The 21,273-nt window shown below is 74.2% G+C and carries 16 protein-coding genes; 11 read left to right on the forward strand and 5 right to left on the reverse strand.

Going from position 1 to position 21,273, the window contains the following annotated elements; all coding sequences use genetic code 11:
- Positions 1-13: 13 nt before the first annotated feature.
- On the forward strand, positions 14-3,532 hold the full coding sequence (locus OVA32_RS06270) for a pyruvate carboxylase (RefSeq protein WP_095353827.1): 3,519 nt from the start codon (positions 14-16) through the stop codon (positions 3,530-3,532).
- Between the two features lie 82 nt (positions 3,533-3,614).
- Positions 3,615-5,078 carry a mycothione reductase gene (locus tag OVA32_RS06275; RefSeq protein WP_036384583.1) on the forward strand — a complete coding sequence of 488 codons (1,464 nt, stop codon included), beginning with the start codon at positions 3,615-3,617 and terminating at the stop codon, positions 5,076-5,078.
- Positions 5,079-5,139: 61 nt separating this feature from the next.
- Here the strand turns inward: OVA32_RS06275 and OVA32_RS06280 are convergent, their stop codons facing one another.
- Together OVA32_RS06280 and OVA32_RS06285 are read right to left on the reverse strand one after the other, a co-directional pair.
- Complete coding sequence (locus tag OVA32_RS06280) at positions 5,140-6,978, reverse strand: AMP-dependent synthetase/ligase (protein ID WP_041104754.1); 1,839 nt, start codon at positions 6,976-6,978, stop codon at positions 5,140-5,142.
- A 114-nt stretch (positions 6,979-7,092) separates the two neighbouring features.
- On the reverse strand, positions 7,093-7,863 hold the full coding sequence (locus OVA32_RS06285) for an alpha/beta hydrolase (RefSeq protein WP_036316677.1): 771 nt from the start codon (positions 7,861-7,863) through the stop codon (positions 7,093-7,095).
- Positions 7,864-7,931: 68 nt separating this feature from the next.
- On the opposite strand from OVA32_RS06285, the gene OVA32_RS06290 reads away from it, so the two are divergent.
- Together OVA32_RS06290 and OVA32_RS06295 are read left to right on the forward strand one after the other, a co-directional pair.
- Positions 7,932-8,639 carry a lysophospholipid acyltransferase family protein gene (locus OVA32_RS06290; protein ID WP_036384573.1) on the forward strand — a complete coding sequence of 236 codons (708 nt, stop codon included), beginning with the start codon at positions 7,932-7,934 and terminating at the stop codon, positions 8,637-8,639.
- A gap of 71 nt (positions 8,640-8,710) precedes the next feature.
- A complete protein-coding gene (locus tag OVA32_RS06295; protein WP_036316682.1) occupies positions 8,711-10,123 on the forward strand; it encodes a class II 3-deoxy-7-phosphoheptulonate synthase in 1,413 nt (470 codons plus the stop codon).
- A 24-nt stretch (positions 10,124-10,147) separates the two neighbouring features.
- Here OVA32_RS06295 and pknB read toward each other — a convergent pair whose 3' ends face one another.
- Complete coding sequence (pknB, locus tag OVA32_RS06300; protein ID WP_237069081.1) at positions 10,148-12,085, reverse strand: Stk1 family PASTA domain-containing Ser/Thr kinase; 1,938 nt, start codon at positions 12,083-12,085, stop codon at positions 10,148-10,150.
- A 55-nt stretch (positions 12,086-12,140) separates the two neighbouring features.
- Positions 12,141-13,238: a LysM peptidoglycan-binding domain-containing protein gene (locus tag OVA32_RS06305; RefSeq protein WP_230297513.1), complete on the reverse strand. Its 1,098-nt coding sequence runs from the start codon at positions 13,236-13,238 to the stop codon at positions 12,141-12,143.
- A gap of 267 nt (positions 13,239-13,505) precedes the next feature.
- Here OVA32_RS06305 and OVA32_RS06310 point away from each other — a divergent pair, with 267 nt between their 5' ends.
- The gene (locus OVA32_RS06310) at positions 13,506-13,904 is read left to right on the forward strand and encodes an Rv2175c family DNA-binding protein (RefSeq protein WP_044659490.1); all 399 of its coding nucleotides are present in this window, start codon (positions 13,506-13,508) and stop codon (positions 13,902-13,904) included.
- A gap of 43 nt (positions 13,905-13,947) precedes the next feature.
- Here OVA32_RS06310 and OVA32_RS06315 read toward each other — a convergent pair whose 3' ends face one another.
- On the reverse strand, positions 13,948-15,063 hold the full coding sequence (locus tag OVA32_RS06315; RefSeq protein ID WP_036384567.1) for a polyprenyl synthetase family protein: 1,116 nt from the start codon (positions 15,061-15,063) through the stop codon (positions 13,948-13,950).
- Positions 15,064-15,119: 56 nt separating this feature from the next.
- On the opposite strand from OVA32_RS06315, the gene dinB reads away from it, so the two are divergent.
- The 6 genes from dinB (at position 15,120) to OVA32_RS06345 (ending at position 21,240) form a co-directional block, all read left to right on the forward strand.
- Entirely contained in the window at positions 15,120-16,415 is a 1,296-nt protein-coding gene (gene dinB / locus OVA32_RS06320; protein WP_036384565.1) for a DNA polymerase IV, read from the forward strand.
- A 133-nt stretch (positions 16,416-16,548) separates the two neighbouring features.
- Positions 16,549-16,935: a DUF3040 domain-containing protein gene (locus OVA32_RS06325; protein WP_012750919.1), complete on the forward strand. Its 387-nt coding sequence runs from the start codon at positions 16,549-16,551 to the stop codon at positions 16,933-16,935.
- 322 nt (positions 16,936-17,257) lie between these two features.
- Positions 17,258-17,689, forward strand: a complete 432-nt coding sequence (gene mraZ / locus OVA32_RS06330; protein ID WP_002854575.1) for a division/cell wall cluster transcriptional repressor MraZ — start codon at positions 17,258-17,260, stop codon at positions 17,687-17,689.
- A 142-nt stretch (positions 17,690-17,831) separates the two neighbouring features.
- Entirely contained in the window at positions 17,832-18,827 is a 996-nt protein-coding gene (gene rsmH / locus OVA32_RS06335; RefSeq protein WP_036384563.1) for a 16S rRNA (cytosine(1402)-N(4))-methyltransferase RsmH, read from the forward strand.
- 20 nt (positions 18,828-18,847) lie between these two features.
- Positions 18,848-19,417: a hypothetical protein gene (locus tag OVA32_RS06340; protein WP_235186537.1), complete on the forward strand. Its 570-nt coding sequence runs from the start codon at positions 18,848-18,850 to the stop codon at positions 19,415-19,417.
- A 68-nt stretch (positions 19,418-19,485) separates the two neighbouring features.
- Positions 19,486-21,240: a peptidoglycan D,D-transpeptidase FtsI family protein gene (locus OVA32_RS06345; protein ID WP_245245376.1), complete on the forward strand. Its 1,755-nt coding sequence runs from the start codon at positions 19,486-19,488 to the stop codon at positions 21,238-21,240.
- Positions 21,241-21,273 lie beyond the last annotated feature (33 nt).

Below are 21,273 nucleotides of genomic sequence, written 5' to 3' on the forward strand. Positions count from 1 at the left end.
CACACTCCCAACCATGACCGCACCTGTCGAGAACTTCACCCCTCCAGAGGACGCGGCCGGGTCGACCGGAGCCGGCGCCGTCTTCTCCAAGGTCTTGGTGGCCAACCGCGGCGAGATCGCCGTCCGCGCCTTCCGCGCCTGCTACGAGCTGGGCGCCCGCACCGTCGCCGTCTTCCCCTACGAGGACCGCAATTCGATCCACCGCCAGAAGGCGGACGAGGCCTACCGCATCGGCGAGGAGGGCCACCCCGTGCGCGCCTACCTCGACGTGGACGAGATCATCCGCGTGGCGAAAGACGCGGGGGCCGACGCGATCTACCCGGGCTACGGTTTCCTGTCGGAGAACGCCGGCCTGGCCCGCGCCGCGGCCGAGAACGGGATCACCTTCGTCGGCCCGCCCGCCGACGTCCTCGAGCTGACCGGCAACAAGGTCGAGGCCCTGCGCGCGGCCAAGCGCGCGGGCATCCCCACCCTGGCCTCCTCGGACCCGAGCGCCGACGTCGAGTGGCTCCTGGAGCAGGCCGAGGAGATCGGCTTCCCCATCTTCGTCAAGGCCGTCGCCGGCGGCGGCGGCCGCGGCATGCGCCGCGTCGAGCGCCGCGAGGACCTGCGCGGCTCCCTCGAGGCCGCGATGCGCGAGGCGGACACCGCCTTCGGCGACCCCACCGTGTTCCTCGAGCAGGCCGTCCTGCGGCCGCGGCACATCGAGGTGCAGATCCTCGCCGACGGCGAGGGCAACGTCGTGCACCTCTTCGAGCGGGACTGCTCGCTCCAGCGCCGCCACCAGAAGGTCATCGAGATGGCCCCGGCCCCGAACCTGGACGAGGAGATCCGGCAGGCCCTGCACCGGGACGCCGTCGCCTTCGCCAAGGAGATGGGGTACGTCAACGCGGGCACCGTCGAGTTCCTCGTGGACACGGCGGGCGAGCGTGCGGGCCAGCACGTGTTCATCGAGATGAACCCCCGCATCCAGGTGGAGCACACCGTGACCGAGGAGGTCACGGACGTCGACCTGGTGGGCGCGCAGCTGCGCATCGCCGCCGGCGCCACCCTGCCCGAGCTGGGCATCACCCAGGACGCCCTCCAGGTCCGCGGCTTCGCCATCCAGTGCCGCATCACCACCGAGGACCCGGCCAACGGCTTCCGCCCGGACACCGGCACCATCACCGCCTACCGCTCGGCCGGCGGCTCCGGTGTGCGCCTCGACGGCGGCACCATCTACGCCGGTGCGGAGATCAGCCCCCACTTCGACTCCATGCTGGTCAAGCTCACCTGCCGCGGACGCGACTACGCCACGGCCGTGCGCCGCGTGCGCCGCGCCCTGGCCGAGTTCCGCGTGCGCGGCGTGGCCACCAACATCCCGTTCCTGATGAACGTGATGGACGACCCGCAGTTCGTCAGCGGCGACGTCGCCACGGACTTCATCGACAAGCACCCCGAGCTGGCCACGGTGAACCGCTCCCAGGACCGCGGCTCCAAGGCCCTGCAGTACCTCGTGGACGTCACGGTCAACCAGCCGCACGGCCCGCGCATCGAGGGCATCGACCCCCGCGACCGCCTCCCGGAGCACCCGGGCGACAAGCACCAGGAGCCGGACCGCTCGCCCTTCGACGGCCCGAGCCGGAACGAGGACGCGGCGCCCCCGCACGGCTGGCGTCAGGTGCTGCTGGAGCAGGGCCCCGAGGGCTTCGCCCGCACCCTGCGCGAGCAGACCGCGCTGGCCGTCACGGACACCACGTTCCGCGACGCCCACCAGTCCCTGCTGGCCACCCGCGTCCGCACGCGCGACCTGCTGGCCGCCGCGCCCGCCGTCGCGCACACCCTGCCGGGGCTGCTCTCGGTGGAGGCCTGGGGCGGGGCGACGTACGACGTCGCGCTGCGCTTCCTCCACGAGGACCCGTGGCAGCGCCTCGAGCTGCTGCGCGCGGAGCTGCCGAACATCCCGATCCAGATGCTGCTGCGCGGCCGCAACACGGTGGGCTACACGCCGTACCCCACCAAGGTGACGGACGCGTTCGTGGCCGAGGCCGCGGCGTCCGGCGTCGACGTGTTCCGCATCTTCGACGCCCTCAACGACGTCGAGCAGATCACCCCGGCCATCGAGGCGGTGCGTGCCACGGGCACCGCCGTGGCCGAGGCGGCCCTGTGCTACACGGGCAACATGACGGATCCCCAGGAGACGCTCTACACGCTCGACTACTACCTGGGCCTCGCCCGCCGGATGGTCGACGCCGGCGCCCACGTCCTGGCGATCAAGGACATGGCGGGCCTGCTGCGGCCCGCCGCCGCGCGCGAGCTCGTCACCGCCCTGCGCGCCGAGTTCGACCTGCCCGTGCACCTGCACACGCACGACACCGCCGGCGGCCAGCTGGCCACCCTGCTCGCGGCGGCGGAGGCCGGCGTGGACGCCGTCGACGCGGCCACCGCGTCCATGGCGGGCACCACGAGCCAGGTGCCGCTGTCCGCCCTGGTCGCGGCGCTCGAGCACACCGAGCGGGACACCGGTCTCGGCCTCGAGGCCGCCACCGCGATGGAGCCCTACTGGGAGTCCGTCCGCTCGGCGTACGCGCCCTTCGAGGCGGGGCTGCCCGCCCCGACCGGCCGCGTGTACCACCACGAGATCCCGGGGGGCCAGCTGTCCAACCTGCGCACGCAGGCGATCGCGCTCGGCCTGGGGGAGCGGTTCGAGGCCATCGAGTCGATGTACGCCGCGGCCGACGACCTGCTCGGCCACCTCGTCAAGGTCACCCCGTCCTCCAAGGTGGTGGGCGACCTGGCGCTCCAGCTGGTCGGTTCCGGCGTGGACCCGAAGGAGTTCGCGGAGCGTCCGCAGGAGTTCGACATCCCGGACTCCGTGATCGGCTTCCTGCGCGGCGAGCTCGGCGACCCGCCCGGCGGCTGGCCGGAGCCCTTCCGGACCAAGGCCCTCCAGGGTCGCCGCGAGGGCGCGGGCATGGTGGAGATCTCCGCGGAGGACTCGACCGCCCTCGCCGAGGCCGGACAGACCCGCCGCGCGGTGCTGAACCGCCTGCTCTTCCCCGGCCCCACGAAGGAGTTCGAGGCGCACCGCGAGGAGTTCGGGGACACCGTCACCCTGCACACCCGCGACTTCCTCTACGGCCTCGTCCCCGGGCGTGAGCACGTCATCTCGCTCGGACGCGGTGTCCGGCTGCTCGCCACCCTCATGTCCGTCTCCGAGCCGGACGAGAAGGGCATGCGCACGGTGATGGTCACCCTGAACGGCCAGCTGCGCCAGATGACCGTCCGGGACCGCTCGATCGAGTCCACCGTGCGGACCGCGGAGAAGGCGGACCCCGGCACCCCCGGCCACGTCGCCGCCCCGTTCGCGGGCTCGGTCACCGTCCAGGTGGCCGAGGGCGACGCCGTCGAGGTCGGCCAGGCGGTGGCCACGATCGAGGCGATGAAGATGGAGGCCACGATCACGGCCCAGGCCGCGGGCACCGTGCGCCGCGTGGTCACGGAGGGCGTCACGCCCGTCAACGGCGGAGACCTGCTGCTCGTGATCGAGTGAGCCCCGCGTGAGCCCGCCGCCGGCGGGCCGCCCCACGGGCCCGGACGCCACCGCGTCCGGGCCCGTGCCTATCCTGGGAGGCATGGCCACCTCTGCGGAACACCACGACCTGCTCATCATCGGCTCCGGATCGGGGAACTCCCTGATCAGCGAACACTGGAAGGGCCGGAGCGTCGTGATCGCCGACTCCGGCACGTTCGGCGGCACCTGCCTGAACGTCGGCTGCATCCCCACCAAGATGTACGCCTACCCGGCCGGCCTGGCCGCGCTGCCCCCCGAGGCCCGGAGCCTCGGGGTGGGGCTGGAGTTCACGGGCGCCGACTTCCCGGCCATCCGGGACCGCATCTTCACGCGCATCGACGGCATCAGCCGGGACGGGCTGCGCTACCGCCGGGACGATCTGGACTACACGAGCGTGATCCAGGAGGAGGTGCGCTTCGTCGGTCCCCGCCGCGTGCGCACCGCCTCGGGCCGGGAGATCACGGCGGACCAGGTGGTGGTCGCCGCGGGGTCGCGGCCCACCCTCCCGGAGATCCCGGGCCTGGACCTGCCGTCGGTGCACACCTCGGACACCGTGATGCGACTGGATCGGCTGCCGCGGCGGCTGCTCGTGGTGGGCGGCGGGTTCATCGCCTGCGAGTTCGCCTCCGTCTTCGCCGGGCTGGGGACCGAGGTCGTCCAGGTCAACCGCGGCCACCGGCTGCTCAAGCAGCACGACATGTCCGTGTCCACGACGTTCACGAAGATCGCTGCCCGACGGTGGGACCTGCGCACGGGGTGGACCCCGGCCGGGATCGAACCGGTCGAGGACGCCGAGCGGGCCGCGGACGGCTGGGTCCGGGTGCGCCTGGATCGCGCAGGGGGCCAGGAGCAGACCGGCATCGTGGAGGAGGCCATCGAGGCGGACACGGTGCTGATCGCGGTCGGCCGGACGCCGAACACGGACCGCCTCGACCCCGCCGCCGCGGGACTGGACGTCACCGACGACGGCGTCCTGGCCAGCGACGAGCATCAGCGCGCACTCTCCGACGGTGCTCCGGTGGAGGGGGTCTACGTGCTCGGGGACGTCGCCAACACGTGGCAGCTCAAGCACGTAGCCAATCACGAGGCCCGCGTCGTCGCGCACAACCTGGAGCATCCGGACGATCTCCGCGCCAACACGCTCGGCCCCGTGCCGGCGGCCGTGTTCACCCATCCGCAGGTGGCCTCCGTCGGTCTCACGGTGGAGCAGGCGCTCGCCGACTACGGCGCGGACGCGATCACGGTGAAGACCCAGTCCTTCGGGGACGTCGCCTACGGCTGGGCCATGGAGGACACCGAGGGCGTGTGCACCGTCGTCGCGGAGAAGGCCACGGGACGGATCCTGGGCGGGCACATCCTGGGGCACGAGGCCGCGAACCTCATCCAGCCGCTCGTGACCGGCATGGCGTTCGGCATCGACGCCCACCGGCTCGCGCGGGGCCAGTACTGGCCCCACCCGGCCCTCACCGAGGTCGTCGAGAACGCGCTGCTGGGCCTGGACGTGCCGGACTCCGGTCTGCTCTGACCGGAACCGCGGGGACGACGACGCCCGGCCGCGGGGCCGGGCGCCGTCGTCGAGGGGGCGTTCAGTTGTGCGGGGCGGGCTCCCCGTAGATGTCCGCGATCTGCGCGGCGAAGTCCTTCATGATCGCCGACCGGCGCATCTTCAGGGACGGGGTCACATGGCCCTCCTCCAGGGAGAAGTCGCGGTCGAGGATGCGGAACTCCCGGATCCCCTCGGCGCGCGAGACCAGGCTGTTGGCCTTGTCCACGGCCTCCTGGATGTGGCGGCGCACCGCGTCCTCGCGTGCGGCCGCAGCGACGTCGAGGTCCTTCGGCAGCCCGTTCGCGGCGAGCCACGCGGGCAGGGTGTCGGTGTCGAGGGTGACGATCGCCGCGATGAAGGGCTTGCCGTCGCCGACCACCATCACCTGGGAGACGAGCGCGTCGCTGCGGATCGCGTCCTCGAGCATCGCCGGTGCCACGTTCTTGCCGCCGGCCGTCACCAGCAGCTCCTTCTTGCGGCCGGTGATCGTGAGGAAGCCGTCGTCGTCCAGGGCCCCGAGGTCGCCGGTGCGGAACCAGCCGTCCTCGAAGGCCTCCTCGTTCGCCTCCGGCCGGTTGTGGTAGCCGCGCATCAGCGAGGTGCCGCGCGTGAGGATCTCGCCGTCCTCGGCGATCCGCACCTGGTTGCCGCCGAGGGGGTGTCCGACCGTGCCGATCTTCAGCCGGTCCGGCCGGCCCACGGTGATGGGGGCCGTCGTCTCGGTGAGGCCGTAGCCCTCGAGGATGGTCACGCCCACGCCGCGGAAGAAGTGCGCCAGGTCGGTGGAGAGGGGGCCGCCGCCGGAGACCGCGTACGCGAGCCGGCCGCCCATGGCCGTCCGGATCCGGCGGTAGATCAGCGCGGAGTAGAACGCGCGCTGCAGCCGCAGGGGCGCCGTCATCTGGCCCGAGTCCAGCGCCCGGGACCAGCGGATCGCCACGTCCGCGCCACGGCGGAAGATCTTCTCCTTGCCGCCGCTCTGCGCGTTGAGCAGCGCCGCGTTGTAGATCTTCTCGAACACGCGCGGCACGGCCAGCACGAAGCTCGGCTGGAAGGTCTGCAGCGAGACCGAGAGCCGCTTGATGTCCGAGACGTGCCCGCAGCGTGCGCCCGCGGCGACGGTGAGCACCGAGACGAAGCGCGCGAACACGTGCGCCAGGGGGATGAACAGCACGGTGGAGGTGTCCTGGCGGACGACGTCGCCGAGCGAGGAGGACAGGGTCTGGTTGACGAGCTCCGCGAAGTTCTCGTGCGTGAGCTCGCAGCCCTTGGGCCGGCCCGTGGTGCCGGAGGTGTAGATGATGGTCGCCAGGTCGGCCAGGCCGGCGGAGGACCGGCGCGTCTCGAGCTCCTCATCGGTGACGTCCGTGCCCAGGGCGACGAGCGCCTCGAGACCGGAGCCGGGGGCGCCGTCGGCCGGGTCCATCGTCCACAGGCCGATCAGCTCCGGCAGGCCCTCGCGCTGCACCGCGTCCCGCACCGTCTTGGCGAGGTTCTCGTTCCCGGTCACGACGGCGCGCACGTGCGAGTCCTCGATGATCCAGGACACCTGGCTGACGGAGGAGGTCTCGTACACGGGCACGGTGACCGCGCCGGCATACCAGATGGCGAAGTCGACCAGTGTCCACTCCAGGCGGGTGGAGGCCAGGAGACCGACCGTCTCCCCGGGCTGGATCCCGGCGGCGATGAGCCCCTTGGCCAGGGCCCGCACGCGTTCGCGGGCGTCCCGGGCGGAGACGTCCGTCCACTGGTCCTGCGCGTCGGGCACCGCGAAGAGGCCGTGGTCGGGACGCTCCGTGGCCTGGCGTTCCAGGAAGTCCGTGATGTTCGCCTCCGGGGACAGGCGGGGGTGGTGGTACGGCTCGCTGATCTCGTGCATGGGACTCCTCGGGCGTCGGGTCGGTCCCGCCGACCGATGGTCGGCGGAACGGAAGTATGTGTGAGTCGTGTCACGCACACTCTACAACCGGCAGCGGCAGGGTCCGGGCGCGACTCAGTGCGTCGTCATGGCGGCGACCGCGCTCCGGCCGTGGTCGATCAGCAGCGGCAGGTCGTAGTCGAGCGTGGCGACGTGGCGGCTGCGGGGCAGTCCCACCACCTCCACGGGGGCCTGGCGCAGGCCCCGCACCAGGGTCCGGTGGCTCGAGGCGGGCACGACGGCGTCGCGGGCGGACCGGTAGACCGTCACGGGAGCGGTGATCCGCGGCAGGGCGCGGCGGGCGGCCCGCTGGATGCGGCCGAGGGCGGCGACGCCGGCCACCGGCGTGCGGGGGTAGGCGCGCTCGCGCGCCGTCGGGTCCGCGATGTCGTCCGCGATCGGGGCGACCGTGGGGACGAACGGGGCCAGCAGCGGGGCGAAGGGGGCGAGCGGGCTGGCGAAGCGCAGCGCGGGGTTCACCACGAGCACCCCGGCCACGGGTCGGTGGGCGGCGGCGTCGAGCGCGAGGGCGCCGCCCATCGAGATGCCCGCCATGACCACGCGGCCGTGTCGGGCGAGCTCGAGGTCCACGACGGCCCGGACGGCGGCGCGGATCTCGTCCGCACCGGTGGCGGCGAGGTCCTCCCACCGGGTGCCGTGCCCCGGCAGCAGGGGCACGCTCACGGGGGAGCCGCCTGCCGCGAGCCCCTCGGCCCAGGCGCGGACGGAGGCCGGAGTCGAGGTGAACCCGTGCAGGAGCACGACGCAGTGGTCGCGCCGGGCGGGAGCGGCGGGCATGAGGCGCAGGGGGAGGTCTTCGGGGGCGACGGCGACGGGGCGGGGCATGGTGCCAGGGTAAGGCAGGCGGACCATACGATGGGCAGGCACCCGACCGCCCCGACCGGAAGGCCCTCGTGTCCACGTTCTACTGGTCCGCCAAGACGTTCGCCGTGGCTCCGGCCACCCGCCTGCTGTTCCGCCCCTGGGTGAAGGGCCTCGGGAACGTGCCGGCCGAGGGCCCGGCGATCCTGGCCAGCAACCACCTGTCCGTCTCGGACTCGGTGTTCATGCCGGCCATGCTCGACCGCCAGGTGCACTTCCTGGCCAAGCGTGAGTACTTCACCGGCCCGGGCGTGAAGGGCTGGGTCACCCGCCGGTTCTTCGAGGCGGCGAACCAGCTGCCCATGGACCGCTCCGGCGGAGAGGCGTCCCTGCGCTCGCTGGACGCGGGCCTCGAGGCGCTGCGGGAGGGCCGGCTGCTCGGGATCTACCCGGAGGGCACCCGCAGCCCGGACGGGCGGCTGCACCGCGGCAAGATCGGCGTGGCCAAGCTCGCGCTGGCCTCGGGCGCGCCCGTGGTGCCCATCGCGATGATCGGCACGGACCAGGTCCAGCCGATCGGCCATGTGCTGCCGCGGATCCGGCGCCTGGGCATGATCTTCGGTGAGCCGCTGGACTTCTCCGACCGTGCCGAGGCCGTCGGCGACCCCCGGGTGCTGCGGGAGGTGACGGACGAGATCATGGAGGCCATCCGGCGCCTGTCGGGCCAGGAGTACGTGGACACCTACGCGGCGGACGTGAAGGCGGGCCGTACGGCCGCTCCGCCACGCGCCCGCGACTGAGCGGGGCCCGCGCGTCGTCATCCGGGGACGCTCAGACCGGGGCGCGGCACGCGGCCCCTAGCCTGGTGCACATGACTGAAGACCCCCGCGAGAAGATCCTGGCCTTCGGCACCGCCATCTCGGAGGGCGCCGCCGACATCCCCGGCCTGGACCACTGGCGCTCGCTGCCGATCGCGCAGGCGCCGTCCTGGGCGGACGAGGCCGATCACCGCGCCGCCGTCGCCGAGCTGAGCGCCCTGCCCCCGCTCGTCTTCGCGGGCGAGGTCGACCTGCTGCGCGCCCGTCTGGCCGACGTCGCCCAGGGCCGCGCGTTCCTCCTGCAGGGCGGCGACTGCGCCGAGACGTTCGCCGGGTCCACCGCCAACCGGATCAGCGCCCGGGTGAAGACCATCCTGCAGATGGCCGCGGTGCTGACCTACGGCGCCTCCATGCCGGTCGTGAAGATGGGCCGGATCGCCGGCCAGTTCGCGAAGCCGCGGTCCTCGGACACGGAGACCCGCGACGGCGTCACGCTGCCCAGCTTCCGCGGCGAGATCGTGAACGGCTACGAGTTCACCGAGCAGGCCCGCCGGCACGACGCCCGACGGATGGTGCAGGCCTACCACACCTCCGCCTCCACCCTGAACCTGGTCCGCGCCTTCACCCAGGGCGGCTTCGCCGATCTGCGCAGCGTGCACCAGTGGAACCAGGGCTTCATGGCCAACCCGGCCTACGCCCAGTACGAGGAGATGGCCGCCGAGATCGACCGCGCGGTCCGCTTCATGAACGCCGCGGGCGTGGACTTCGAGGCCATGCGCCGCACCGAGTTCTACTCGGCCCACGAGGCGCTCCTGCTCGACTACGAACGCGCCCTGACCCGCGTGGACTCGCGCAGCGGCGACCCCTACGCCACGAGCGCCCACTTCCTGTGGATCGGCGAGCGCACCCGCCAGGTGGACGGCGCCCACGTCGACTTCCTCTCCCGGGTCCGCAACCCGATCGGCGTGAAGCTCGGCCCGACCACCACGGTCGCGGACGCGCTCGAGCTCGCCGAGCGGCTGGACCCGGAGCGCGAGCCGGGCCGCCTGACCTTCATCACCCGCATGGGCGCGGAGCGGATCCGGGACGTGCTCCCCGGCATCGTCGAGGGCGTCCGGGACGCGGGGCTGGAGCCGGTGTGGGTCACCGACCCCATGCACGGCAACACCGTGACCGCGGCCAACGGCTACAAGACCCGCCGGTTCGAGGACGTGATGGACGAGGTCAGCGGCTTCTTCGAGGTGCACCGCGAGCTCGGCACGCACCCGGGCGGCATGCACGTCGAGCTGACCGGCGACGACGTCGCCGAGTGCCTGGGCGGCTCCGACCCGATCAACGAGGCCGACTTCGACGCCCGCTACGAGACGCTGTGCGACCCGCGGCTGAACCACCAGCAGTCCCTGGAGATGGCGTTCAAGGTCACCGAGGCCCTCTCCCACCCCGAGCGCCGCGCGCCGCGGGCCTGACCGCGCGGCCGGGCACGCCCCGGCTCAGCCGACCCAGACGTGGACCGCGGTGCCCTCGGGCAGGGCGGTCCCGGCGGCGGGGGACTGGTGCAGGACCCGGGACTCGCCCCGGCCGGAGAGCGGCAGCGGCAGGCGATGCACGCGGGCGTCCCAGCCGTCGTCCGCCAGCGTCGTGCCCGCCATCTCCGGATCCTGCCCGGTCACGTCCGGCACCGGGCGCACGGCGCGGCCTTCGGAGAGCACCACGCGGACCGCGGTGCCCGGCGTCGCCTGCTCGCCGGGGGCCGGGTGCTGCTCGATCACGGCCCCGGCCGGCACTGCGGGATCGGTGCGGCGCTCCGCGACCTCCACGGTGAATCGGGCGTCCCGGGCCACGCCGTGGGCCCGCCGGATCACGACGCCGGTCAGGTCCGGCACCGGCACCGGCGCGGGGCCGGCGGAGACGGTGAGCTCGACGGGGGTGCCGCGCCCTGCCGGCTCCCCGGCCGCGGGCGAGCTGGCGACGACCGTGCCCTCCGTGCGGAGTTCGTCGTGCCGGGCCGTGACCGCCGCGGTGAAGCCCGCGGCGGTCAGCCGTTCCTCCGCCGCCTCCCGGGCCAGCCCGTCGAGGTCGGGGACCACCGCCACACCTCCGACTCCGAGGCCGCCGGAGCCCAGCGTCCAGCCCAGCAGCAGGGCGACGCCGGTGAGCAGCAGGGTCACGGCCGCGCCGATCGCGGCGGTCCGGCCGGTGCCCTGGCCGAGGTCGAGGGCGGGGCGGCGGGCCGCCCGACGCAGCCGCCGCGGGGACTCGCGCCCCGGATGCCGGTCCGCCGGAGCGGGGTCGAGCCCGAGCGGGCCGATCGGCTCCGCCGGATGCGCGGCGGGCCGCCGGTCGGCCCCGCGCGTCGCCGCACGGGTGTCGATGACGTCGGTCATGTCCGCGTCGAGGTCGGACTCGGCCAGGGCGGGGAGCAGGCGCGTCGCGTGGTGGTCGCCGGCGTCGAGGGCCCGGGTCTCCAGGTTCCCGTCCGGGGCTGCGTCCTCGGGGCCATCGGCGGCGGGGGCGCCCACCGCCGGCTCCGCATCCGGGCCCTCGGCGGGGTGGCGGTCCGGTTCGTCGGGGTCCAGGCCCGCCGCCACGGCGTCGATGCGGTGCAGGAGCTCGCCGGCACCGGCGGGCCGGTCGGCCGGGTCCGGCTCGGTGCACCACAGCACGAGGTCGTCGAGATCCTCGGGGAGCCCGGGGTGCAGCGTGGACGGCACGGGGACCCGCTCGTGGACATGCCGGTAGGCGACCTGCAACGCGGTCGCCGCGGTGTACGGCTGGCGGCCCGTGAGCAGCTCGAACAGGATGATGCCCACGGCGTACACGTCGGAGCGGGCGTCGGCGGGCGCCCCGGCGATGTGCTCGGGGGCGAGGTAGGCGGGCGTGCCCACGACGGCCTGCCCGGCCAGGGTGTGGGCCGTGGCGGCACGGGACAGGCCGAAGTCCGCGACCGTCACCCGCCCGTCGTCGCGGACGAGCACGTTCTCGGGCTTCACGTCCCGGTGCACCAGCCCGGCGCGGTGCGCGGCGGCCAGGCCGTCGACGAGCGGACGCAGGAACCGCAGCGCCTCCCGGGGTGAGAGCGGTGCACGGTCCCGGATGACGGTGCGCAGCGTGCGGCCGGGCACGTGCTCCATCACGAGGTAGGCCAGCACGTCGCCGTCCTCGGCCTCGGTGTGGCCCTGGTCCAGGACCGCGACGACGTGCGGATGGGACAGCCGCGCCGCCGTCTTGGCCTCCTGCTCGAACCGGCCGACGAGGACGGGGTCCTCCGCCAGGTGCGGGTGCATGACCTTGAGCGCCACCTCGCGGTCGAGACGCTCGTCCACGGCCAGGTAGACGGTGGACATGCCGCCCCGGGCCAGCCGCTCGACGACTCGGTAGCGGCCGTCGACGATGTCCCCCACGAGGGGGTCCCGGCGTGCGCTGCTCATCGTCCCAGGGTAGGACAGGCGGCGGACCCCCTCGGGGCGGTCCGCCGCCGGCGGATCAGAACATCGCCATGGCGGCGCGCACCTTGGCCACGTAGTCCCGTGCCTCCGGGTTCAGGCCGCTGTCCAGCACCCCGCCGAGGCCCTGGTAGTAGGCCCCGATGCCCTCATCGAGTGTGGGGGTGCGGTCCTGCACGTACTTGATGAACGCGACGCCGGCCACCGCGTTGTCGTAGGGGTCCAGCAGGTTCAGCTCGCGGCCCACCAGCTCCGAGGCGAACTCGCCCGTGATCGGGATGACCTGCATCGCCCCCACGGCGTTGCCGGGGGAGACCGAGGCCATGCGGAAGCGGGACTCGGTGTACGCGTGGCCCAGGGCCAGGCGGGGGTCCACGCCCATCCGCTCGGCGGTCTCGCGGACGATCTGCTGCATCTGCTCGGGGGTGGGCTGCGGGACGGAGCGCAGCAGGCGCAGGTTCTCGTTCGCCGAGGCCGTGACGTGCGGCGCGTCGGTGCGGCCGAGGAAGGTGTCGCCGACCGCCTGGACGGCGGAGACCGGCTCCACCTCGAGGGTGCCGTCGGAGATCACGAGCACGTCGCCGGGGTGTAGCGTCGAGGCCCGCGTCAGGCCGTTGAGCTCGCGCAGACGGGGGATGGAGACCTCGAACCGCTGGGAGATCCCCCAGAGGGAGTCGCCGGAGACCACGGTGTACCGGACCGTCTCGCCGGCGGCCGCCGGGGCCTTCGAGGCCGGCGCGGGGGCGGTCGACGCGGGGGTCTTCGGTGCGGCGGCCGTGCGCTGCGTGGTCAGGACCATGCCCGGGTGGAGCATGCTCGACGCGCTCATGCCGTTGAGCCGCTGCAGCTGCGCGGCGGAGACGCCGGTGCGGCGGGCGATGATCCACCACCCGTCGTTCGGCTGCACCGTGTAGGTCCCGACGGCCGGGGCCGGGGCCGCCGCGCCGGTCAGGCGGAGCTCGTCACCCGGGTAGAGCACGGTCTCCAGGCCCAGGCCGTTGAACCGCAGCAGGTCGGCGACGGAGACGCCGCGGGCGGCCGAGATCCGGGTGAGGGTGTCGCCCGGGCGCACGGTGTGCACCGCAGCCTCCTGGGCGTGGGCCTGGGCGGGCAGACCGGTGAGCAGCAGCAGGGGCACCGCGCCGCCGGTCAGGACGGAGCGCAGGCGGCGGGAGCGGACGGGGTGTGGGACACGGCAGACCTCGGCATCGGATCGGACGGATGGAACACGACGGGGAAGTGACGGGCGGGACCCGTGGCCCCCCGCGGTCGACCGACGACGTCGGCGCCCGGCCGTGGAGCCTCGGCGATGTTATCGGAATGTGATCTTCGTGACCATACCGAGATCCATGCCGTCCGGGGCGCGGTGGGCCGGGCCCGTCGGCGGCCACGTAGGCTGGCGCCCGTGAGCACCACTTCCTCCGACACCCCGGTCCCCGCTGACGCGATCCCCGCCGAGCTCGACGCCCTCGTGGGCGAGTGGCTCTCCGTGCCCGACGTGGCGGAACACCTCGACCAGCGCGTGACCCGCGTCCACAACCTCGTGCATGATCGCCGCCTGCTGGCCGTGCGTCGTCCCGAGCCCGCGGTGCGGTCCGTGCCGGCCCTGTTCCTCACCGAGACCGGCGTGCTCGACTCCCTGCAGGGCACGCTCGTGCTGCTGGCCGACGCCGGCTTCTCCGACGAGGAGGCCCTCCGTTGGCTGTTCACCGAGGACGAGTCGTTGCCCGGCCGGCCCATCGACGCACTCCGGGACGGCCGGAAGACCGAGATCCGGCGCCGCGCCCAGGCCCTGGCCTGGTGAGCCGGCCCCGCGGGCGGTCATCCGCCCGCGGGGTCCGTGCCGCTCAGTGGCGGCGCGACGTGTAGGCGTCGATCAGCCGCGTGAGCTCGGCGCTCACGTCCTCGGGGACGCCGTGCGCGAGCAGGCCCGCCACGGCCCCGGCCGCCTCGTGCGAGAGCGCCGCGACCCGCTCTTCGACGGCCCGGCGTGCGCCGCACGCCTCGAGGACGGCCTGCCAGTGGGCCACCCGGTCCGCGCCGAGGTCCGGGTCGCCGAGGTCCGCGTCGAGCGCGGCGGCCTCGTCCGGGGCGAGCAGCTCGACGGCGCGGGCGATGAGCACCGTCTGCTTCCCCTCCCGCAGGTCGTCGCCCGCGGGCTTGCCCGTGGTCGCCGGATCGCCGAACACGCCGAGCAGGTCGTCGCGGTACTGGAAGGCCATGCCGAACGGCAGCGACACCCGGGCGAACGCGGTCACCAGCCCGTCGTCCGCCCCCGCCAGCAGCCCCCCGAGGGCGAGCGGGTGCACCGCCGAATAGCGCGCCGACTTGTGCTCCACGACCGCCTCGGCGGCCGCCTCGGCCTCGCGGGCACCGCGCGCCGCCGGGGCCATCTCGGCCACCACGTCGAGGTACTGACCCGCCATCACCCCGAAGCGCATCCGCTCGAGCTCGGCCCGCGCCCGGTCCTCCCGGGGGGTGCCGGCGAGGACACGCGCGAAGGCCGTCTCGCTCATCCCCAGGGCGACGTCGCCGGCGAGGATCGCGGCGGAGACGCCGAAGTGCTCCGCGGCGTGGCGCCAGCCCGCCTCCCGGTGGAGGGACTCGAAGCGGCGGTGCACGCTGGGCATCCCGCGGCGGGTGTCCGAGCGGTCCAGGATGTCGTCGTGGATCAGCGCCGCGGCCTGGAACAGCTCGAACGCCGCGCCCGCCTCGGCGATGCGGGGGTCCTCCGCCTCGCCACCGGCCGCCCGCCAGCCGAGCCAGGCCAGGACGGCGCGCAGGCGCTTGCCGCCCGCGGTCAGGTCCGCGATCGCGTCCACGAGGGGCGCCGTCAGCGGGTGGACGTCCCGGGCGAGGTCCCGGTGCTCCGCCAGCAGGCGGTCGAGGGCGTCGGCGACGGCGGCGCGGAAGCGGTCCTGGTCGGCGGGACGGGGGCGGGGGACGGCGACGTCGGCGGGCATGGCCCCACCCTAGCCGCGCCGCGCGACGGATCGCCGGTCCCGGATAGGCTCGGTCCATGTCCGAGACCGCGCCCGCTGCACCCCGCGAGGAGGCGACGATCCTGCACGTGGACATGGACGCGTTCTTCCTGTCCGTCGAGCTGCGCGAACGGCCCGACCTCGAGGGGCGTCCCGCCGCCGTCGCCGCCCCGAGCGGCCGGTCCGTGGTGCTCTCCGCCTCGTACGCGGCGCGGGCCTACGGGGTCCGCTCGGCGATGCCCCTGGCGCACGCCCGCGCCCTGTGCCCGCCCCTCGTGGTCATCCCGCCGCGCCAGCAGCTCTACCGGGCCGTCTCCGCCGAGGTGATGGCCGTGTTCGCGGACGTGACCCCCGTGATGGAGCAGCTCAGCGTGGACGAGGCGTTCCTCGACGTCGCCGGCGCCCGCCGCCGGCTCGGCCCGCCCGAGCACATCGGCCACCTGATCCGGGAGCGCGTCCGCTCCGAGCTGGGGCTGCCGTGCACCGTGGGCGGCTCGGCCGTGAAGTTCGTGGCCAAGACGGCGTCCACCGCGGCCAAGCCCGACGGCCTGCTGATCGTGCCGCCGCAGCGCACCCTGGACTTCCTCCATCCGCTGCCCGTGGGCCGGCTGTGGGGCGTGGGCCCCAAGGCGGCCGAGCGGCTCGCCCGGCGGGGGGTGGCGACCATCGGCGACCTCGCCCGGGTGGACCCCGCGCGGCTGGAGGCGTCGTTCGGGGCCGCCGGCCGGGAGTGGGCGTCGCTCGCCCGGGGCATCGACCCGCGCCCCGTCGCCCCGCGCCCGGCGGCCCGCAGCATCGGCGCGGACCACACCTTCGACGTCGACCCCGTCGACGTCGCGGGCGCCGACCCGGAGGTCCTGCGCCTGTGCCACCGGGTCGCGGCCCGGCTGCGCGCGGAGGGGGTCACCGCCGGCGCGGTCACAGTCCGCCTCAAGGCGCCGGACGGGTCGGTCCGCAGCCGCACCGCCCGCCTCGCCCGGCCGACCGCCACGGGCCACGACCTCCTCGGCCCGGCGCGGCGACTCGTCCACGAGCTGCACGCCGAACGGCCGCATCCGATCCGGCTCGTGGGCGTGCGCGCCGAGCGCCTCGGGGACGAGGCCGATCAGCCCCCGGCCCAGGAGGCGCTCTTCGGCGGTCCCGCCTGGGGGACGGAGGACGAGGCGTCGGAGGCGGGCGACTGGGCCGGTGCCGAGGCCGCCCTGGACGCCGTCGCCCGGCGCTTCCCGACGGCGGCCGTGCGGCCGGCGTCGCTGCTGGGACGACGCGAGGCCCGCGCCGACGCCCGCCGGGACGCGCCGCGGCCGGGCCCCGGAGGCCCGGACCGGGAGTGAGGGGTTCCGGGGCCGGCGACGTCGCCACCTGGCTAGGGTGGGGCGGCAGGTCCTATCCTGGAGGGCAAGTCGGACGCGCGGGCGTCCCCTCCCGGTCCCGGAGGTGTCGGAGGCCGCGTTCGAAGGAGTCGCCATGCCCCTCTCAGAGCATGAGCAGCGGATGCTGGACCAGCTGGAGCAGCAGCTGCGCACCGAGGACCCCCGGCTGGCCACCCAGATGGCGGACACGGGGCGGCATCGGCTGCCCGTGGGTCGCGTCGTGGCCGGGGCCGTCCTCGCCGTGGTCGGGCTGCTCGTCGTGGTCCTCGGGGTCGCCAACCACGCGATCCTCCTGGGCGTGCTCGGCGTCGTCGTCATCGGGGCCGGCATCTTCCTGCTGACCACGCGGCCCCGCGCCGTCGCCTCCGGGGCCTCGGGCCCGGAGGCCCGCCGGTCGGGCGCACCGCGACGGCAGGGAGGCGGCGACTTCATGGGCCGCCTCGAGCGGCGCTGGGACGAGCGGCGCGCCGGAGGCGACTGAGCGCCTGGCCCGCCGGGCCCCCACTATCCTCCACTCCAGGCCCCGATCCGCTCCGGATCGGGGCCTTTCCGCTGCCCGAGGCTCCGTCGTCGCCGCGGCCCTCCACCGGGGCCCACCGGTCCTCCACGTCCCTCCACGGCGACACCGGCCCCGGGACCCGCGGGATGGCGCGCCGGACTCGGGGGGCCTCGACACGCCCGTGGCGCCGGGACCCGCGTCCGGGGTTGATGGTGGAGGGAAGTGGGGTAATGTGGAGGGAAGGAGAGAGCATGGGTCCCGACCTTGGTCGGGAGGGACCGCTTGACGAGCCAGGGGGTCTGCCGTGTTCTTGGGCACGTACACCCCCCGGCTCGACGAGAAGTCCCGGCTGATCCTCCCCGCCAAGTTCCGCGAGGAGCTGGCGGAGGGGCTGGTCCTGACCCGGGGTCAGGAGCGCTGCATCTACGTGTTCAGCGCTCGTGAGTTCGAGCGGGTCCACGAGCAGATGAGGTCGGCTCCACTGTCCTCCCGCCAGGCCCGTGACTACATCCGCGTCTTCCTCTCGGGGGCGTCGGACGAGGTCCCGGACAAGCAGGGTCGGGTGACCGTGCCGGCGCCGCTGCGGCAGTACGCGGGGCTGGACCGGGACGTGACCGTGATCGGCGCGGGGACGCGAGTGGAGATCTGGGACTCGGAGTCCTGGAACACCTACCTCGCCGAGCAGGAAGCCGCCTTCTCCGAGACCGACGAGGACGTCCTGCCCGGCGTCTTCTGACCATGACCACCCGACCTCGAGCGAGACCTCCAGCCGACGCCGCCGCACCTGACCCGTCTTCCCCTGGGCCAGGCGCGGCGGCGGACGGATGGGGATCCCGCCCGAGGTCCGCCAGGACCGCGATGTGAGCAGGAGGTCGAGAGTGGACGCAGGCCAGCCGCGCCCCGAGGACCGCCACCTGCCCGTGATGCGGGACCGCGTCGTCGACCTCCTCGCCCCCGCCGTCCAGGCCGCGCTCGAGGCCGGCCGCACGCCCGTCGCCGTCGACGGCACGCTGGGCATGGGCGGGCACACCGAGGCCCTGCTGACCCGGTTCCCCCACCTGCGCGTCATCGGCATCGACCGCGACGTCCACGCCCAGGCCATGGCCGTCGAGCGCCTCGGCCCCCTCGCCGAGCGCCTGATCCCCTTCCACGGCACCTACGACCGGGTGCCCGAGGCCATGGCCGCCGCGGGCGTCACGAAGGTCGACGCCGCGCTCTACGACCTCGGCGTGTCCTCCTACCAGCTGGACGACCGGGAACGCGGCTTCGCCTACTCCTACGACGCTCCGCTGGACATGCGCATGGACGACACCGCCGAGCGCTCCGCCGCGACGCTCGTGGCGGAGCTGGACGAGCAGGAGCTGCGCCGCATCATCCGTCGCGACGGTGAGGAGCGCTTCGCCGGCCCCATCGCACGGGCCATCGTCCGGGCCCGCGCCGAAGCCCCCATCGAGACCACCGGCCGCCTCGTCGAGGTGATCCGCTCGGCCGTCCCCGTCGCCGCGGGGGCCACCGGCGGGCACCCGGCCAAGCGCACCTTCCAGGCCCTGCGCATCGCCGTGAACGAGGAGCTCGACATCCTCGACGCCGCCGTGCCCGCCATCCTCGACGCCCTCCACGTGGGCGGCCGCCTCGTGGTGATGAGCTACCACTCCCTCGAGGACCGGATCACGAAGCGGCACCTGAGCGCGTGGGCCACGTCCACGGCGCCCCCGGGGTTCCCGGTGGTGCTGGAGGAGCACGAACCCGTGGTGCGGGTGCTCACCCGCGGCACCGAGAAGCCCACCGAAGAAGAAATCTCAGAGAACCGTCGCGCCTCCTCCGCGAAAGTGCGTGCGGTTGAGAAGATCAGGACGTCCAGGACCACGGCATGACGCTGCACGAGGAGATGAGCATGGCCGCACACGCACGGATCGCAGAGTCGCTGCGCCCCGGGTCGACCCCCGTCGCCCCCGCGCGGCCGGCTCCGCAGGAGCGCACGCCGCTCTCGGTGGTGCCCGCCCCGCTGCCCCGATCCCGCTCCGGCGTGACCGTGCTGTGCGTCCTCGTGGTGCTCGCCGCGCTCGCGGCGGTGCTCGTCATGAACATCACCATGTCCAACCGGCAGTACGCCCTCCTGGACCTGCGCCAGGAGCAGCAGGCCGTCACCGAGACCAATGAGCGGCTGGCCGAGCAGGTGGGCCACCTCGAGGCGCCGCAGAACCTGGCCGCGCGCGCCGACGCCCTCGGGATGGTCGCCCCCGCCGGCACCGCCTCCGTGGACGCGGGCACGGGCCAGTTCAGCGGCGAGGCCCAGGCGGCCCAGGACGGCGACATCTCCGCCACCTACGTCGCGCCGCCGGCGGACGCGGACGCGGTCCGCCAGGGGACGGCCGGCGACGGCCAGGACGAGATCGAGGGACCGCGCACCCTCGGCGGCGAGGACGCCTCCGCCGCCCCCGACCAGGACGCCGCCGACCGTTGATCGACCGTCCCGCCTCGCACCTTCCCCGCGGCGGATCGACGGTCGGGCCCGCTCCCGGGCACCCCGCCGTGCGCACCCGCATCCTTCTCCTGCTCGTCTTCGTCCTGCTCGGCGGGCTCGCACTGCGGCTCGTCTACGTGCAGGGCATCGACCCCACGGGGCAGGCCGCGGCGGCCATGGACCAGCGCCTGACCCACCAGGAGACCCTGCCGCAGCGCGGGTCCATCCTGGACCGCGACGGCGACGTGCTGGCCGCCAGCGTGCGCCGCTACGACATCGTCGTGGACCAGCGCCTCGTCAAGGACTTCAACGAATGGGACCGCGAGGCCCGGGAGACCGTGCTCGTGGACGTGGACTCCCGCCTGGCCAGCCTGGCCGAGGTGCTCGGCATGACGGAGGAGGAGGTGCGCGAGGCCACCATCGGCTCCCGCCCGTACGCCGTGGTGCGTCGCTCCGTGACCCCGGAGGTCCGGGACAAGGCCATGGCGCTCAACGTGCCGGGCCTGCTCTCCGAGGCGGTGGACCGCCGCACCTACCCGAACGGGTCGGTCGCCGGCAGCATCATCGGCTTCATGGGCGGTGACGGCACCGCCCTCGAGGGCCTCGAGCTCAGCCAGGACGACGTCATGACCGGCACCCCGGGCACCCGCACGTTCGAGGTGGGCGCAGACGGCATCCGCATCCCCAACGCCCCGCTCGAGGAGGTTCCGGCCGTGGACGGCGCCGACCTGCGCCTGACCGTGGACAAGGACGCCCAGTGGTTCGCGCAGGAGACCCTCGGCGCCCTCGCCGCCGAGTACGACGCGGAGTGGGCGAACGCCGTCGTGATGGACGTGAAGACGGGCGACGTGATCGTCATGGCGGACTCCACCACGGTGGACCCCGCCGACCCCGACGCCACCGAGGGGAACTTCCGCACCTCCACCGTGATGAGCACCCCGTACGAGCCGGGCTCCACGGGCAAGGCGCTGCCGATCGCGGCCGCCGTCGACGCCGGGAAGGTCACCGCCACGGACGGCTTCACCGTCCCCAGCAGCCAGGACTTCGACGGGCAGACCATCCGGGACTTCTCCCCGCACCCGACGTTCGACATGACCGTCGCAGGCATCTACGCGCGCTCCTACAACACGGGCACGGTGCAGATCGCCGAGAAGATCACGGACGAGCAGCGCTACGAGTACATGCGCTCCTTCGGGGTCGGCCAGCCCATCGACCTCGGCCTGCCGCAGCAGGCGGGCAGCGTCCTCGTCCCGCCCGAACAGTGGGACGGCCGCCAGCGCCTGACCACGGCCTTCGGCCAGGGCTACACCCAGACCACCCTGCACACCGCCCAGATGTATCAGGCCCTCGCCAACGGCGGCGTGCTGATCCCGGCCCGGCTGATCGACGCCACGGTGGACGGCGACGGCGCGGAGAAGCGCTGGGAGTCGTCCGCGGAGCCCCACCGCGTGGTCTCCGAGGAGACGGCGGCGCAGATGCTCCGCATGATGGAGACCGTCGTGACGCAGGGCACCAGCAAGGCCGCCGCGATCCCCGGGTATCGCGTGGGCGGCAAGTCCTCCACCGCCGAGGCTGCGAGCGACACCGGCACGTACGACGGCTACAACCTCGGCTTCACCGCCGTCGCCCCGCTCGACGACCCCCGCTTCGTGGTGTCCGTGTCCCTGCATCGGCCGCCGTCCAAGCAGGGCTCCCGGGACGTGTCCGTCGCGGCCGCCACGATCATGGAGTACATGCTCCGCCAGGCGGACGTGCCCGCCACCGGAGCCGAGCCGAACGACTACCGCGTCTTCGTGGACGATCCACAGGACCGGCCGTGGTGACCCACGCCGCCGGCCCCGAGCACCCCAGGAGCA

Origin of the sequence: Micrococcus sp. SL257, assembly GCF_026625585.1 — a bacterium.
Classification (GTDB): Bacteria; Actinomycetota; Actinomycetes; order Actinomycetales; family Micrococcaceae; genus Micrococcus; species Micrococcus luteus.